Source organism: Roseinatronobacter monicus (assembly GCF_006716865.1).
Classification (GTDB): Bacteria; Pseudomonadota; Alphaproteobacteria; order Rhodobacterales; family Rhodobacteraceae; genus Roseinatronobacter; species Roseinatronobacter monicus.
Genome location: NZ_VFPT01000001.1, coordinates 1,523,223 through 1,540,023, shown reverse-complemented (window position 1 = coordinate 1,540,023; position 16,801 = coordinate 1,523,223). Strand labels below are relative to the sequence as shown.

15 protein-coding genes are annotated in these 16,801 nt (G+C 58.5%); 2 read left to right on the top strand and 13 right to left on the bottom strand.

Going from position 1 to position 16,801, the window contains the following annotated elements:
- Positions 1-22: 22 nt before the first annotated feature.
- Positions 23-487: a PTS sugar transporter subunit IIA gene (locus tag BD293_RS07265; protein WP_142080521.1), complete on the top strand. Its 465-nt coding sequence runs from the start codon at positions 23-25 to the stop codon at positions 485-487.
- Positions 488-497: 10 nt separating this feature from the next.
- Here the strand turns inward: BD293_RS07265 and BD293_RS07260 are convergent, their stop codons facing one another.
- The 7 genes from BD293_RS07260 to cysQ form a co-directional block, all read right to left on the bottom strand.
- Positions 498-1,934 (bottom strand): nodulation protein NodH, encoded by a 1,437-nt coding sequence (locus BD293_RS07260; RefSeq protein ID WP_142080520.1) that lies wholly within the window; start codon positions 1,932-1,934, stop codon positions 498-500.
- Positions 1,935-1,960: 26 nt separating this feature from the next.
- Positions 1,961-3,625 carry a DUF5927 domain-containing protein gene (locus tag BD293_RS07255; protein ID WP_142080519.1) on the bottom strand — a complete coding sequence of 555 codons (1,665 nt, stop codon included), beginning with the start codon at positions 3,623-3,625 and terminating at the stop codon, positions 1,961-1,963.
- On the bottom strand, positions 3,622-4,632 hold the full coding sequence (locus tag BD293_RS07250; RefSeq protein ID WP_211841000.1) for a glycosyltransferase family 2 protein: 1,011 nt from the start codon (positions 4,630-4,632) through the stop codon (positions 3,622-3,624). The genes BD293_RS07255 and BD293_RS07250 overlap by 4 nt, the downstream gene beginning before the upstream one ends.
- A gap of 85 nt (positions 4,633-4,717) precedes the next feature.
- Complete coding sequence (locus BD293_RS07245; protein ID WP_142079320.1) at positions 4,718-5,677, bottom strand: IS1595 family transposase; 960 nt, start codon at positions 5,675-5,677, stop codon at positions 4,718-4,720.
- 213 nt (positions 5,678-5,890) lie between these two features.
- Positions 5,891-6,919, bottom strand: coding sequence for a glycosyltransferase family 2 protein (locus BD293_RS07240; protein ID WP_246086237.1), 1,029 nt, complete (start codon positions 6,917-6,919; stop codon positions 5,891-5,893).
- An 85-nt stretch (positions 6,920-7,004) separates the two neighbouring features.
- Positions 7,005-7,898 carry a UTP--glucose-1-phosphate uridylyltransferase GalU gene (galU, locus tag BD293_RS07235; protein WP_142080518.1) on the bottom strand — a complete coding sequence of 298 codons (894 nt, stop codon included), beginning with the start codon at positions 7,896-7,898 and terminating at the stop codon, positions 7,005-7,007.
- Between the two features lie 117 nt (positions 7,899-8,015).
- A complete protein-coding gene (gene cysQ, locus BD293_RS07230; RefSeq protein ID WP_142084401.1) occupies positions 8,016-8,816 on the bottom strand; it encodes a 3'(2'),5'-bisphosphate nucleotidase CysQ in 801 nt (266 codons plus the stop codon).
- A gap of 146 nt (positions 8,817-8,962) precedes the next feature.
- Here cysQ and BD293_RS07225 point away from each other — a divergent pair, with 146 nt between their 5' ends.
- Positions 8,963-9,784, top strand: a complete 822-nt coding sequence (locus BD293_RS07225) for an ABC transporter permease (protein WP_142080517.1) — start codon at positions 8,963-8,965, stop codon at positions 9,782-9,784.
- A 9-nt stretch (positions 9,785-9,793) separates the two neighbouring features.
- Here BD293_RS07225 and pyrF read toward each other — a convergent pair whose 3' ends face one another.
- The 6 genes from pyrF to BD293_RS07195 form a co-directional block, all read right to left on the bottom strand.
- Positions 9,794-10,495, bottom strand: a complete 702-nt coding sequence (gene pyrF, locus BD293_RS07220; RefSeq protein WP_142080516.1) for an orotidine-5'-phosphate decarboxylase — start codon at positions 10,493-10,495, stop codon at positions 9,794-9,796.
- A 66-nt stretch (positions 10,496-10,561) separates the two neighbouring features.
- On the bottom strand, positions 10,562-12,199 hold the full coding sequence (locus tag BD293_RS07215; protein ID WP_142080515.1) for a peptidoglycan-binding domain-containing protein: 1,638 nt from the start codon (positions 12,197-12,199) through the stop codon (positions 10,562-10,564).
- A gap of 34 nt (positions 12,200-12,233) precedes the next feature.
- A complete protein-coding gene (locus BD293_RS07210) occupies positions 12,234-13,451 on the bottom strand; it encodes a phenylacetate--CoA ligase family protein (RefSeq protein WP_142084399.1) in 1,218 nt (405 codons plus the stop codon).
- A gap of 43 nt (positions 13,452-13,494) precedes the next feature.
- Positions 13,495-14,319: an ABC transporter ATP-binding protein gene (locus tag BD293_RS07205; RefSeq protein ID WP_142080514.1), complete on the bottom strand. Its 825-nt coding sequence runs from the start codon at positions 14,317-14,319 to the stop codon at positions 13,495-13,497.
- Between the two features lie 65 nt (positions 14,320-14,384).
- Positions 14,385-15,677, bottom strand: a complete 1,293-nt coding sequence (locus tag BD293_RS07200; protein WP_246086236.1) for an ABC transporter substrate-binding protein — start codon at positions 15,675-15,677, stop codon at positions 14,385-14,387.
- 47 nt (positions 15,678-15,724) lie between these two features.
- Positions 15,725-16,801 (bottom strand): branched-chain amino acid ABC transporter permease, encoded by a 1,077-nt coding sequence (locus tag BD293_RS07195; protein ID WP_142080513.1) that lies wholly within the window; start codon positions 16,799-16,801, stop codon positions 15,725-15,727.

Here is a 16,801-nt window from a genome sequence, read left to right as displayed (position 1 = left end):
AGAACGCGGGAGATGTTCCGCCATGCCCATGACGGCACTTCTCAACCCCAAGGCCGTGCGCTTCGTTGCTTCGGCAACCAGCAAGAAACGTCTGTTCCAAAGCATCGCAGAGGTCGCGCAATCGGTCTATGATCTTGACACCGAAACGGTCATCAGCGCCTTGCAGGAACGCGAAACGCTTGGCCCGACCGGTGTAGGGCACGGGGTGGCGGTGCCGCATGCGCGCCTTGACGGGATCGACAGGGTGCTGGGCGTGTTCTTTCGTCTGGAAAAGCCGCTTGATTACGGGTCTGTGGACAAAGCACCGGTCGATCTGGTCTTCGCTTTGTTTGCCCCGCGCGAGGCGGGTGTGGAACACCTCAAAGCGTTGGCCTTTATCTCGCGCACCTTGCGCAACACACAGACCTGCGAAAAGCTGCGCGCCAATGATGATCCGTCCAAGATCCACGCAATCCTGAGCAGCACCGAATCCAGCAAGGCGGCGTGACGCTTCTGCGTCAGTGCTGTGCTGACTTGGCGTAGTCCTCAAATCCCAACATCTCATAGTCGCGCCCATAGGCCGCGCGCCCTGCCCGTTCGACCTCGGTATCATAGATAGCCGCCAGTTCCAGCGGGCCGCGCGACTGCGAAACTTCAAACGCGGGCAAGCTGCGCCCAAGCGCGCTGCCCATGGCTGGCAATTCCTCGCTCAGATGCTCTTCGCGGATCAGGCGGTGCAGTGGGCATTGTGTCACAATCCCCTCGATCAGCCGCGACTGGCTGGCCCATATTGCGCGGGTCTGCAAGGCGGTCTGCCCATTCAGATTGGCCTGAACAAATTGCAGAAAGCCCAGAAACCCCCTGCGGTGCACATCTATGTCCATCTGTGCCAGTTGCGCCTTGTCATTTGGCAATTCCAGCCCGCGCACCCGCTCGATAAACGCGCGGACATTGACGCGATTGCCCAATATCACCTGATCCACAAACACGTCATGCGCGCGCTTCAACGGATGGCGCAACACTGTGAACGCCATACGCTGGCCATTGCTGCGTTGCCAGTCGCGCCACGCTTCTTTGGTGAAATTAGACAACAGCGCATCGGTATCAGCCCCGTCAATCTGGGCCATCCACTTAAAGATCGCGCGCTCCGAGCAGCCGGGGATTGGCGCATAGGCCAAGGGCAGGCTGCGGCACGCGCGATAGGCCCATAGGATCGGCGGGTGTGGTGGCTCGAAACTGGGGCTGCGCGTCAGGTTGAAACGATCAAGTCGCGCAATGCCTTCGGAAACGGCCTCGGGGTTGCGCAGTTTTTCATCCAGCGCCTCCGGGTTCTGGCGTTTGAACTTGCGCGGAAGGGCGTCAATCCGCGCCGCAATGCCAAGCCACTGCGCCAGCCCATTCAGAACATCCAACTCTTTGATATCCTCATAGGCGATGTAGAATGCCGTCTGACCCGTTGTCTGCAACAAATGCTGCAACTGGCACTGAAATTCTTGCAGGGTTCGGACATGGTCCTCAAACTCTGCGGGGTCAAATACCACCTGCGCGGCCTTGCGCTGCGTGACATCACCCAGACGCCATTGCTGCGTGGATTGCGCAATCTTCAACGAGACATAGGATTCCAGCGGATTGCGCGTCAGGATGATCTTGGCGCAGCTTGGATCACGCATGAAAGCATCCAGCACCCGTGGATCATGGTCGTGGAAATAGCGAAACCCGGCCAGCCCGTCTTGTTGGGCAAAACACCCCAAAACCGTCAGCGGTGCGTCATCCCGCGCGGCCTTGTCATAGCCAAACAGCGTTTCGGCTTTCGGGTAGCTGATGAAATGTGGATTGAAGGTTTCGCCGTGGCAGGAAAGCCCGTCAAATTCATTCAGACATGACTCCAGCAGGTTAGAGCCGGTGCGCATTTCTGCAAGGACAACAAAATAAGTGAAACGCGTTGCTGAAGGCATTGTACTCTCTCTACTCTGATCGGCGGTCACTGCTGAAAATCTTTCAAAAACTGTGTCGGCAAACCCTGATCGCGCAATTGCGCAAGATACTGGTCAAACCCGTCCATAGGTTTCAGGTGCGGCATTCCATGCGCCTGCAAGGCCGGGGCGCTGGCAATATCGCGCACCGCGTCTTGCAGCCTGGCCTCTGGGTCTTTCAGCATATCTGCGACCGACCAGACCTGCACCTTTGCCACCACCCATTGTGATTGCAGGACCGTCAGCCAAGCCTGTTCGCGCTTTTGCAAAACACCGATCTGGGCGATCACTTCGTCATTCACCAGCCCGCGCCGCCAGATGGGCAACAGCCATGCGCCGCGAATGACTGACAGTTCGGCATTGGTGTCCGTGGTCATGAACCAATTGACCTGATGATCCATATTATCTTCGGGACCATAGGCGAAACACTGTCGCTCGCCGCGCGTGGCCCAAAGCAGGTTTGTCAGGAACATGCGCGGATTATAGTCACGGGTCGCCGCGGAATTGCTGATCGCGCCATGCCAGACCTTGGCACCGCCATGAAACTGCACAATGTCCGGGGCGAATAAATGCCCATGCACCCGCGTTCCCAGCACCTGCCCCAACCAGTAGTCAAAATTCTCGAACATATGATCGAAGCCGGAAAACACCGAATACGGGCCGGCAGTCTTGGCCGAGGGGCTATCGGCCTGCGGCATGCGGCTTTGCATATATAGCCCGGCACGTCCTTCAAGGCGCTGCTTTTCTGCCAGCTCGAAATACCGGTCAATCTTGGCGGGCTCTGCCGCAAGGGGGGGTGTTTTTTCAGGCAGGTCCGACAGAAAGAACTCATACAGACGGTGAGCATCCGGCCAGATCTTGCGTGCCATGAAACAATCAGAACGGCGCAGCAATTGCTGGTGATCGTCATAGAACAAGTTGGGCCTGCCGTTACGGTCGAACTTCACAAGGGTAAGTGACCGGCTTTCGATCTGGGTTGCATGTTCGCGTGCAAGTGTCTGGAAATAGGATTCGTCGGGAATCCAGTTGCGGCGGAAGTACCGCTCATAGCGCTTGCGCTTGGGGTCGGTCAGAATCGCATTCAACGTCGCGCGGGTCAGGCACCACCATTGCGACCCCATATGCGGGCGCAGCGGGCGCGGAATTTCGCGGCGGATGTTCAGCTTGCGCTGCACTTCGACGAAGGCATCGAACAGGCCGCGCTGGCGGCGCCAGTTGAACGGGAAATGCAGCGTAAAGCGTTCTTCGGAGAGCCCGCCCATGATCCAGGTGGCATGTTCAACCGAGACGGATTCGATAAAATCGACCTGTGGTCGTTCCTGAAGATAGGCAATCATCTGCGCCGCAGAGCGCAAGGGCAGGCACGCGCCAGAGGTCAGCAGCACATGATTGACCTGTGCAAACTCACTCAGCAGGATTTCAGCACCCTCCTGCGAGGCCGCAACAATACGCCAAGACCCCCATTCACATCGCTGACGGGGGCTGAAGCGCAACAGCGGATGCGCGCCGATCTTGGCCTGCATTTCTTGCAGCTCTGCATCCGGCACCGCGCGATCAACATGAAGGACGACCGGACAGCCCGCATCCAGCCAGAATCGCGCAACCTGGGCCGCGCGGTTCAACGCCGTATGGCACAGCATCACGATTCCCAAAGATGCGCTGGCCGTGTTCATGCCCAATCCCCTTTTGACATCAGGCCCAGAATCTCTAGCTGACGCCAATTGATATATTCGGTGGACCACTCACACCACAAATCCTGCGAATGCGACAGACTGGCCTGATAGGCGCGATATTCGCGGCTGCCTGCATAATGTTCACCGCGCTGCAATTCTTCCTGCGCTTTCTCAAGGATCGTATCCAGAAACTTGGCATGCAGCAAAACACCCGAGGCAAATTCCCCGCCCGACTCGTCATAGACCTTGTTCAGCCCGCGCGGCAGCAATGTGTGGGTCGAGCTGATATAGGCATATTTGCGCGACCAGTTGACCAAGGGCGTCTTGTTCAAGGCAGGGGCTTTGGCGGGTGTCTGCGCCATGACGACGCGTTGGCGCACGCCGCCCTGTATCCACAGATTGTTGTATTTGGGATTGTGCCGGATGCTGAAATTTCCAGAATCGAAGAAGCGCGCAATCTCGAACGGGTTTTGACCGGCCTGATAGGGTTGCGCTGTAATCGGCCCTTTTGGGTACATATCCAGCAGCATAGCCCCGAAGGACCGCCTGCCCTGACTGTCCAGCCAATCCGTGAGCGCCTGCAAAGGGCGCGTGTCGCAAAACGGATAGAGCAGAAACTCATCCACATCGAGCACCAGCACCCAATGCCCAGCCCCGTAGCGCCACAGCAAATGGTTCAGCCAGTCCACACCGTAGCTTGCGCGCTTGTAGCTGTCGGTCGTGACCCAAAGCGAGACATCGCGCTGCCCTTCCAGATATTCGGTGGTGCCGTCGCTGGACCCGTTATCGACGATCAGGAAATGCTGCACCCCTTGCGCACGATAGTAGTCAAGGAAATAGGGCAGACGCAGCACCTCATTGCGCAGCGTGATAAAAGCCAGAATATCGCGTGGCCGGATGGTGTCGGTGTGCACAGTGCGCGGCTTCAGGCTGGCACTTTTGCGCAGACAGCGCAGCAATTTTGCCTGCCGTTCGCCCCGCAATCGAAGTTGACCAAGCACACCCATAATTCACAAAGCCCTCACGCATGCGCTTTACCAGCTTGGCGTAAACGCTTCACCTTGATAATTTATTTGGCTCAATTGGCGTTAATTATGCGTGCCTTGAGATAGGCAGGATTCCTGCGGCGGCGGCGAGTATCGCGCGGGGAGTTTGGTGTTTTGGAATGACTGCAAGTTGAAACCAGCGCAGGTAGCTGTCCAAGTACTTGGTTGCGATGCCGCGATGGCGCCGCAGGAATGTCTTGAGCCGCTCATGTCGACTGTTCACGGTTTGAATGTGCAACTCCCCGCGAACACGTTGTCCTGCAGTCTGGTTGAGGCTTTCATGGCTGATGCCCATTGCTGCTGCGCAAGGCGGGTAACTGGTGCAGCCATCAGTGACCAAGAGCGCATCAGGATCGAGAAGCGGCTGCAAAACCGCCTGCAGATGTGCGGCCGTCACTGCTGGCAAGACAGCACTTATGGTGGTGCCGGATCGGTCGGCTGCGACCAAGACCGGAACCTGCTCCTCCGACAAGCCGCGTTTGGCGGCCTTGCCGCCACGTTTACGGGCCTTACGATCAAGGTTTCGTTCACCTTTTCGGCTGCTCAGAAAGAAGGTCTCGTCGGCTTCGACGATGCCGCGCAACTTGATCGCCCCAGCCGTCACCGCCCGAAGAAAACGATGACGCCAACGAAAAGCGGTCGTGCGCGCCACCATGCAACGCTCAGCGGATACCTTTACCGTTTCGCCGTCACGTAACGAAGCAGCGAACTCTGCCCAACGGCCCTTGTGGCGCAGGCGCGCCAGCGGAGTACCGGTCAACGCGTTGAAGGTTTTGCCGCAGCCTTTGCAAAAGAACCGGGAAAGGCCACTTGCATGACCCCTGATGATAGCTCCTTCTGAAGCGCAGTGCGGGCAGATACGGTCCTCACGAACCTTTGCCTCAAGGAGATCGACCACCGCCTGCAATGACGGAGACCCAGAAAGGATCCGACTCGCCTCGGCGCGCTGGTCCGGCGAGAGGTTATCCGTCTCATTGAGCCAAACCAGAAAGATGTCGTGGTCCATATATACCCCTCCACACAGTATGTTCACTATATGTTCTATCGCACATGGGCACGCATAACAAACGCTAATTGAGCCATTTATTTTGACGCAATCACTTGCTTTACAGCCGACAGATTTGCCTAAGCCAGCCCGTGAATGCAACTCTCAAAAAGCGCACCGATCGCGCTTTCATGTCCTTGGCGAATGTCGCCCGTTATCCTTTGCCCGATCACATTATGCCCACCCCCCCCGAGAGATCAGGCCAAGCTCTTCCAACTGTTCCCAGCCTTCAAACCGGGTGGATGCGGGGCACCAAAGATCAGGCGCGCGCGCAACCGCGTCGTAATAGCTGTCAAAAACGGGCGCATTCCCAAAATGCTCGGCACGGTGTTTCTCGATGCGCGACTTCTCCACCACGGTCGCCAGAAATTTTGTGTGCAGCAAAGCGCCTGAAATCTGCTCGCCACCACAAGTTGCAAACTGGCGGTTGAGCGCGCGCGGCAGAATGGCATGGGTGGAATTGACCCAGACGTTGTGCCAGCTCCACTTTATCAGGGGCAGCTTGGTCAGGGTCGGTGCCCGGTTGGGCGTCTGGGCGAAGAAGCAGCGCGCGCGCGGCCCGCCCTGTATCAGCAGGCAATCCAGCAGCGGTTTATGCGTGATCGTATAATTCGCCGCATCAAACCAGTTCAGCGCAATGCACGGGTCAGTGCCGCGCACACACGGGGCGGCATCCAGCGGCCCTTGCGGGTACAGTTCCAGCATCATGGCGAGCAGCGCTGGCTGCGCCTCGGCGTCCAGCCATGCGGTCAGCGCAGGCAAGGGGCGGGTTTGCCAATGGGGGTAAATCAGCAATTCATCGGAATCTGCGACCACACACCAATGCCCGTTGGCATGGCGCGTCATCAGCCATGTGATCCAATCCATGCCGAAACGCGATTTTTTGTAACTGGCTGATGTGGCATAAACCGTGGTGTCTGGCTGTGCGCGCAATGTCTCGCGCGTGCCGTCGGTGCTGGCATTGTCGATGAAAATGAAATGCTGCACCCCTAGCTGGCGGTAATGGTGCAAGAACCAGTCGATGCGCTCTGCCTCGTTGCGGATCGTGCAGAACAGCAGGATATCGCCCTTGCCCCACTGCCCGCGTTTTATGCAGGTCAATTCGCGCGATTTGGCAATCGCGCGCAGACGCAAGCGCCGACGTTTCCAGCGCATGCGAAACTCGAACCAGCGATCTGTCATCAACGGCAATGGCGTGAACATAGCGGTTCCGGGACACCCCCTGCCCTGTGATGGGTCGCCAGAACATGCACAGCATGTCCTAGCATTTGCTCAGCCACAGGCTGCGTTATTCAGCCGCGCGACGCTGTGCGACCATATCGACCAGAAAATCGGCCAGTTCCACACCCAGTTCCGCGCGGGCCAGACCAAAGGCAACTGTCGCCTGCAAGAAACCCGCCTTCGAGCCGCAATCATATCTTTGCCCGTCAAAGCGGAAACCAAAGACATTCTGCTTCTCTGCAATCTCGCGCGCGATGGCGTCTGTCAGCTGGATTTCACCGCCGACACCGGGTTCAATCGCGTCCAGATGGCGCATGACATCCGGTGACAGGATATAGCGCCCGATGGCCGCCAGATTGGAGGGTTGCGTGCCCGGCGCGGGCTTTTCGACCATGCCCTGCATAGGCAGAATGCGGCCAACAGATGGTGGTACATCCATGATGCCATAGCTGGACGCCTTGTCCGGCGCGACTTCCATTGCGGCGATCATATTGCCGCCGGTCTGTTCATAGGCGTCAACCATCTGCTTGAGGCACGGGGTATCAGCGGCGATCACGTCGTCCGGCAGCAACACCGCAAAAGGTTCATCCCCGATCAGATGGCGGGCGCACCACACCGCATGCCCCAGACCAAGCGCCTGATGCTGCCGCACATACGCGATTGCACCGCTGTCCATGTTGGTCGCATTCAGCGTATCGAGCAGGTCAGTCTTGCCCTTGGCCCGGAGCGCGGCTTCAAGTTCGGGGGCGCGGTCAAAATAGTCTTCCAATGCGCCCTTGCCGCGTGAGGTCACAAAAATAAACTCGGTAATGCCTGCTTCGCGCGCTTCATCAATCGCATATTGAATCAGGGGGCGATCCACCAAAGTCATAATTTCCTTTGGCACCGACTTGGTCGCAGGCAGAAATCTGGTTCCCATTCCGGCAACCGGAAAAACCGCTTTTGTGACTTTACGCTTCATGACGTGCTCCAAATTTCATTCGTTGTGATATGTCATGACAGTAAAGACAGGTCAATTTTGGCATGTTTATGGTTAAAGTTAACTCAAAAAAGGCTTTTTCAGGAATTTTGCCGCGCATCACGCAGGCGGAACCAAGGTAACATCGGTATGGCGTGCGATGAAGAACGGGTTTTCATAGCCCGCTTTCCCATAACGCAGCGGCGCGTGCGTGTTGAAATCAAGCACTTCCCCCCCGGCGGCCTGCAAGACGGCATGTCCTGCGGCCGTGTCCCATTCCATCGTGCGGCCAAGCCGGGGGTAAAAATCAGCCTCACCCGCTGCGAGCAGGCAGAATTTCAGTGACGATCCGGCGGAACGCAAATCGGCAACCGCATATTGGCTGATATAATCATCGGTCGCCTGATCGCGGTGTGATTTTGACGCGACGACCACAAGCGCATTCTGGTCGGGTTCACGCATCCGCAGACCGCGTGTCTGCCCTGCCAGATCAAGGCTGAAGGGCCCTTGCTCTTCAATTGCGCTGCCATCGGCGCTGGTATAGAACATCCGCCCCTTGGCAGGTGCATAGACAATGCCGCGCACCGGAACGCCGCATTCGACAAGGGCGATATTGACAGTGAAATCGCCCCGTCGTTTCACGAATTCCTTGGTGCCATCCAGCGGGTCAACGATAAAGAAGCGATCCGCATGCAGCGCATGGCTGGCGGTTTGCTCCTCGGTCACAACGGCAATATCGGGGAACGCGGCCCGCAAGCCCGCACTGATGATCGCATCAGCCGCCTCATCCGCTTCGGTCAGCGGGCTCGTGTCGTCTTTCAGGCGGACCGAGAAGTCGGACTGTTCATAGATTTCCATAATCTTTGCGCCTGCCTGCAAGGCAAGTGTGCGAAAAACCGTCTCGACGCTGTTAAAATTCATATCCGCCATAATGATGACCTTTTTTTGGTGTCTAAATATGCCCAAACTACAGCGGTGCTGATTGCATGTCCTGCGGTCTTACGTAGATAGCTGCTGGTAATGGACCTAAAACACTTTCTTTTGTCCAACAAGATGAAAGGCACTTGATGCACGGCACTGCGCGGCGCGAGTCTCGATTAACGATTGCAATTACGACGTGCGAACTGATTTTCAATCAGGCCATTCGCAATGTGCGCAAGAATCATGGCAACGCCATCATTGGCCTGATGCTGAACATTGCGCAGACCGTGCTGCTGGTCGGCGTTTTCATGATTATCTTTATCTTCGCCGGAATGCGCGCCGCCGCCATTCGGGGTGATACGCTGATCTATCTGATGAGCGGCGTCTTTTTGTTCATGGCCCATATCAAGGTGCTGTCTGCCGTCTCGTCAGCGGAGGGGCCGACTTCCACGATGATGAAGCACCGGCCGATGAATTCCATCGTCTCGGTTTGCGGGGCGGCATTGGCAGAGCTGTATATTCAGGTGCTCTCGGTCGTGGTGATCCTGTTCATGTATCATGTGATCTGGACACCGGTCGAGATTCATCAACCCATTGCCGCCTTTGGGATGCTTTTGTCGGTGTGGTTTGCGGGTATGGCAATTGGGGTGGTGCTTTATGCGCTGAAACCTTGGGCGCCCGAGGCCAGCAAACTGATGACACAGTTATTCGCGCGCATGAACATGGTTGCGTCGGGCAAGTTCTTTCTCGCCAATACGCTGCCGGAATCCTATTTGCATTACTTCATGTGGAACCCGCTGTTCCACTGTATCGACCAAGCGCGCGGCTATGCTTTTATCAACTACAACCCGATGCACACCTCTGCGCTCTATCCGGTTCTGTTCGGGATCGCGGTTCTGTTCATCGGGATGCTGATCGAGTCATTTACCCGAAAACAGGCATCCCTCAGTTGGTCCGCGAAACACTAGGCCTGTGCGTCAGATACCCGTGATGTCCTGTAAGATTGCAGTCGCCGCTGCGCGCGGGTTTGTGGCTTGCGAGATAGGGCGGCCCACAACGATATGGTCTGCACCCGATTGCAACGCATGGGCGGGTGTTGCAATGCGTTTTTGATCGCCCGATGCGCTGCCCACAGGGCGCACGCCGGGTGTGACAATCAGCTTGCCCGCAGCCTCTGGCAAGGCGCGAATGCCAGCGGCCTCATGAGGGCTGGCAATCACGCCATCAGCACCGGCGGCAAAAGCGCGCGCCGCGCGTTCCAGTGTCAACTCGGTCAGATCACCCGCACGCATCAGCCCGTCATCCAGATCCTGCCGGTCGAGCGAGGTCAGCACCGTGACCGCAAGGATTTTCAACCCGGACCCGCCTGCCCCCTCGCGCGCCGCGCGCACGACATGCGGGTCGCCATGCACGGTCAGAAAATCCAGATCATATTGCGCGATCCCACGCACCGCAGACGTGACCGTGGCCCCGATGTCAAAGAATTTCATATCAAGGAACATGCGCTTGCCATGTTCCTGCTTCAACTCATTGGCCAGCGCCAGCCCGCCGCCCGTCAACATGCCAAGCCCGATTTTGTAAAACGAAACGGTGTCACCAAGCACGCGGGCAAGTTCAAGACCAGCAAGCGCATTGGGCACATCAAGGGCGACAATCAGACGGTCATCGGCAGGCAGCATGGTATTCTCTCTAAGTTCTTGGGGCCAGAAAGCGCATAGGCCAGCGCTCACCGACGCGCAACCGTCCTAATCAAAGAACTCGCGGAACAGGTTGCTGATCAGCATGGTCAGCAAGTCCTGATTGACATAGCCGGTTTGGCGCAGGTCGAACCGGTCCTGTGCCTGAGCAATCGCAACGCGGGTCTGATCATCGAACACACCGTCAACGGGTCCGGGGTCCAGCCCCAATCGCGCCAGTCGCTGCTCGATCAACAATCTGGTCGGACCGGCAAGCCCCAACTGCTGTTCTTCGGCACGGGCGCGGGCAACTGCCGCGCGCTCTTGTCCGGGCGGGGCCGCTTCGGGGCCGGGCCCTTCAGGTTCGGGCTGCAATCGTGCCAACCGACTGCGCGCGGCCGCCGAATACGTGCCGTCCGGCCAGTCATCGAGATAGGCTTCATACCCTGCAACCGTGTCCACATCGCGCGCACGTCGCCAAGCGGCCTCTTGCGCGTCGGCGACCATCTGGCCCAAGCGCTCCTGTGCAAGGCTTGCAAAAATTCCATCTGGATAGCGTTCCAGATAGCTGCGCAGACCTGCTTCATCGCCCGCCGCACCTGTCGCGGACCAGAAATCGCGGTCGCTTCGTTCTTCGGCTTCGCGCCGGGCACGGGTTTCCGCCTCTAGGGCCAAAGCCCGATCAGCGCCTTGTCCGGCGAGTTTGAAAATCTGGTCCTGCGTCAGGAACCCGCTTTCGTCCAGATCATTCTGGCGCTGCCAATTGGTGATTGCGCCGCGCGTGCCGGGGCCGAAAATGCCGTCAATGCCGCGGGTATCATAGCCCAAAACGGAAAGGTCATTCTGAATGGCGCGCCGCTCGTCGCGGGTCAGCATCAGGGCTTGCTCGACGCGCTCGGGTGATGTGCGGATGCGTTCCAGTGCGGCGCGGGCCGCCTGCGCGTTCTGACCATTGGGGAAAGCGTCAAGATAGGCCTGATAGGCCTCTTCGGTGTCTTCCTCTTGTGCGGCGGCGAAAACGCGCAGGTCCGCGCGCGTTGCAGGGGCGAAACCATCTGGCAGGAACGGAACCAAGGCCGGTATCGCCCCTTCACCTGTCAGGTTGCGGTTGCGGTCCACGACAGAGGCAAGGACAGTGCCGGGGCGCAGGGTCGCGCGCAAACCGCCGACAACATGGTCAGCGCGCCCCCGCACGACACCAACCCCCTGCGGCACCATCAGCCGCGGCGGCAAACCAGCTTCAACCCCGCGGCCAAGATCCAGCGACGTGCCGCTATCGGCCAGCCAGACCATCGCGCCCTCGGTTGCCAGCCCGGCAATTTCCAGCACGATATCCAGCCGCAGCGCCTGACCATCGGTCAGCGCCAGCCCCAGTTCCGCTGCCTCGCGGCCCATAAGCCACGCACCGCTGCGCGATTGTGCAAAATGTCCCGCCAGCACCACGACAACGCGCTCTGCCCCGTCGCGCATAATCCGTTCGTGCATACCTGCAAGCTGGGCGCGCATTTCCTCGGCGCTCAACCCCTCGCCCGTGAAGACGTGAAAGCCCATATCCTCCAGCGTTTCGCGGGTGGCGGAAACAGCGTTTGCGCCGCGCGCATCACTGAGCGTCTCATAGTCCTGATTTGCTATGACAAGGGCCACATTCGTGGCCTGAGCCGGCAACCCCAGACACAGCACAAAAATAAATGGCAGAAGTCGACGCATCTTTAAACCCCCTGCTGATTACGCGCAGTTCGGGTCAGTCGTAGCGGCGCAGATCCTCAATCACCAATCCATCATTGGGCAATGATCCCGGCGGCACCAACTCGACCAGACCCTTCAGCTTGAGAGTAGACAGCACAGTCTCTTCATACAATGCAGGATTTGCCGCGCGGGTCTCTATCTGGACGGTCATCACGTCCTTTTCACCGCTGCGCGTGGCGATGATGCGTGCGCGGTGGATTTCGTCATGATGGGCTACCAAGGCCGCGACCTGTTCAGGGCGCACGAACATGCCCTTGATCTTGGTTGTCTGATCCGCGCGCCCCATCCAGCCCTTGATGCGCATATTGCTGCGCCCGCACGGGCTGGCGCCGGGCAGCACAGCGCTCAGATCCCCTGTGGCAAACCGGATCAGCGGGTAATCCGCGTTCAGGGATGTGACAACCACTTCGCCCACCTCACCCTCGGGCAGCGGGTCGCCGGTACCGGGGCGGACGATTTCAACAATCACCCCCTCATCGACGATCATGCCGTCCACCGCGTCACTCTCATAGGCGACATTGCCCAGATCGGCGGTGGCATAGCATTGACGACAGCTTATTCCGCGATCGGCATAGAAAGAGCGAAGGGAGGGAAACAGCGCGCCCCCGCCCACCACGGCCTTGGTGATGCCAAGGGCGATGCCCATCTCATCGGCCTTTTCCAGAATGACCTTCAGATAATCGGGCGTGCCTGCATAGGCGGTGGTGCCAATGTCGCGCGCAGCACTCACCTGCAATTCTGTCTGCCCCGTCCCTGCGGGCAGGACTGTCGCGCCCACCGCGCGGGCGGCGTTTTCGAACATCATGCCGGCGGGCACCAGATGATAGGAAAAGCAGTTCTGAACGATATCGCCCTTGCCTATGCCCGACGCGTGCAGGAACCGGCCCAGCCGCCACCAGTCATGGCTGGTGCGCCCCGGCTCATAAATCGGGCCGGGGGATTGAAAGACGTGCTCGAAATCCGTCAGACCAAGGGCGTTTAAGGCGCCAAACGGGGGATTGGCCGCTTGTGCCGCGACCAGATCTGACTTGCGCAAGACCGGCAACCGCGCCAGCGCGTCGCGGCTGGTGAATTGCTCGGGCCGGATCTGGCCCAGATGTGCCGCAACCCCCGGCGCGGTCAGCGCGGCAGCAAGGACGCGCGGCAGCGCTTTCGCAAGGTCTGCCTCGCGTGCGTCTGCGGATCGTATCTCCAACGGGTCGAACGGGGTCATGGTCGTGCCCTCTGCACTGTGGCGGTTTTGTCCATCGGCCATATCACGCCAGCCAACGCTTGCGGCGGCGGTAGGAGCGCACCTCTCGGAAGCTCTTGCGGCCCTTGTCGGACATGCCAAGATAGAATTCTTTTACATCGGGATTTTCGCGCAGTTCCTGGGCATTGCCTTCCATGACGATGCGCCCATTCTCCAAGATATAGCCAGTATGGGCATAGCGCAGTGCGACATTGGTGTTCTGCTCGGCCAAAAGGAAGGTCACACCCTGTTCGCGGTTCAGACGAGAGACAATTTCGAAAATCTGTTCAACCAACTGCGGTGCCAGCCCCATGGATGGCTCGTCCAGCAAGATCATTGAGGGGCGTGACATCAGCGCACGGCCAATTGCGGTCATCTGTTGCTCACCACCTGAAGTGTAGCCTGCCTGCGATTTGCGGCGCTCTTTCAGGCGGGGGAAATATTCATAAACGAGGTCCAGTTCGGCAGCCACGGCCCCGCGCCCGTCACGGCGGGTATAGGCACCCGTCAGCAGGTTTTCTTCAACGGTCAGATGCTCGAAACAATGCCGCCCCTCCATCACCTGCACGACACCGGATTTCACCAGATCGGCAGGGTCCAGACCGACGACATTCTTGCCGTCATACAGGATCGAGCCTTTGGTAACTTCGCCGCGTTCCGAATGGATCAGGTTGGAAATCGCCTTGAGCGTGGTGGATTTTCCAGCACCATTGCCCCCCAATAGCGCGGTAATACCGCCCTTGGGCACATCAAAACTGACCCCTTTCAGCGCCAGAATGACATGGTTGTAAAGCACTTCGATGTTGTTGACTTCCAATAGGGTCGTCTGGGTCGGGCTTGTATCCAGCATGGGTGCGGGCCTTCGTCAAAAGGTGGTGTGGTGGCCCCGGACACGCGCCGGGACCACCAATTACATCAGTTCAAGCAAGCAGGCGTGATAGCGTTTTCCGCCGCATAGGCTGCGCTGTCGGCCATCGCCATATCCATGATCATTTCGCGGTCTGGTGCGATCCAGTCGGTGATCAGGTTCCACTCTCCGGCTTCTGCGTCCCATTGCTGGATCATCGCCTCGCCAGAGCCGCCATGGTTCTCACAGGCCACGGAAAAGGCAGGTCCGAAATTCGGCAGGCCAAGTTCGACCATCAGCTCTTCGGTGATTTCCAGATTGGCCATGCCGTCGCGCATCATTGCAGGGGTGATCGCTGCGACGCCGTGGATTTCCTGCGCCTTTTTCGCGGCCTCTACAGCCAGCATTGCCGCATACATACCGCGCGAATACAGCACTGTGCCAACCTCGTCGCCGGTGCCCGCATACAAGCCCGCGTCAATCACATATTGCTGCATGTCATCATAGATCGGGTAATCTGTGCCCGTTCCATGCATCGCCAGCGCCTTGTAGCCATGTGCGCCAGCGCCCACTGGCCGAACGTCCTGCTGCGAGCCGGACCACCACACGCCGATGAAATTCTCCATCGGGAAGCGGATATTCGCGGCTTCCTGAATGGCGGTCGGGTTCATAACCCCCCAGCCCCACATCACGACGTAGTCGGGCCGTTCACGACGTATCTGCAACCACTGGCTGCCCTGTTCCTGACCGGGGCTGTCGACGCCGATTGTCAGCAACTCATAGCCGTGACGCTCGGCCAGATTGGTCAGGGTCGGGATCGGTTCACGCCCATAGGCAGAGTTGTGGTAGAGCAGTGCGATCTTTTTGCCTTCAAGGCTGCCCTCGTTCTCATCAAGCAGGTAGTTGACGATCACGCTGGCCCCGTCCCAGTAATTCGCGGGGTAGTTGAAGGTCCAGTTGAACACTTCGCCATTCACAGCCGAGGTGCGCCCATAGCCCATTGTGTGCATGGGCACCCCGTCTTCCATGGTGCGCGGAATCAGCTGATAGGTGATGCCGGTGGACAGTGGCTGGATAACCAGCGGGTTGTCGCCCCGGATCGACTGGTAGCATTCCACGCCGCGCTCGGTGTTATACGCAGTCTCGCATTCGGTCTGCCGGATCGGCACGCCACCAATCCCGCCATCGCGTTCATTGATGAGCGTCAGGTAGTCGGAATACCCATCCGCAAAAGGAATGCCACCTGCGGCGAACGGCCCCGTGCGGTAGCTGAGTGACGGGAAATGCAGCGTTTCGGCCAATGTCGGGCCTGCTGCGATCATGGTTGCCGCAAATGTTGCGGCCAGTCTGGTCATCTTCATCGGTTCTCCTCCCATATGAATGACAGCTTTCAAGTCAGCCCGCCCCCTTAGTAGGGGAAAGGCCAGAGGCGTAGTTTTTCCTTGATCGTGCGCCAGAGCGCGGCGATGCCATGCGGCTCGAGGATCAGAAACACGAGGATCAGCGCGCCGATAATCATGATTTCAAGATGCGCCGCCAGATCGGTGGGCCAGCCTAAACCATTAACCAGCAGAAGTTTCAGCAAGACCGGCCCGATAATCAGGAAGGCCGCACCTGCGAATGCCCCGAAGATCGACCCAAGCCCGCCAATAATGACCATGAACAGCACAAGGAATGACTTCTCGATGCCAAACGCCTCGCCTGCTTCGGCGGCACCCAGATAGACAGTGAACAACAGCGCCCCCGAGATGCCGACGAAGAAGGACGACACCGCAAAGGCTGTCAGCTTGGCCATCAGCGGGTTCACCCCGATAATCTCGGCGGCGATGTCCATGTCACGAATGGCCATCCACTGCCGACCCAAAGAGCCGCGTGTCAGGTTTCGCGCCAGCCACGCCGTCGCTACTGTAAACACAAGACACAGCATATACATTGACACAGCACTTGCACGCGGGCCGGTGACCGGAACGCCGAACAATTCGCGTGTCGGCGCCGAGATCATACCGGTGGGCGAGTAGTTGTAGAACCACGCCGTGCGCGTAAACAGCCAGATCAGGAAGAACTGCGCAGCCAGTGTCGCCACGGCCAGATAGAACCCCTTGATCCGCAAACTTGGCAGGCCGAACAGCACCCCCACCCCAGCCGTGATGAACCCGGCCATGATGATCACGATCACGATGTTCAGGTCAGGAAATGCAGTCATCAGCTTGTAGCTGCCATAGGCGCCGCAGGCCATGAACGCCCCCGTGCCAAGCGAAAGCTGCCCGCAATAGCCGATCAGGATGTTCAACCCCAAGGCCGCTATTGCATAGATCAGAAAGGGCACGACAATCGAATTGGCCCAGTAATCATTGATGATCAGCGGCATCACCAGAAAAGCAAAGCCAAGGATGAAGTAATAGCCATACCGGTCAAATTTGATCGGAAAGGTCTGGTTGTCGGCGACATAGCTTGTCTTGAAATCGCCTGCTTCACGATACAGCAT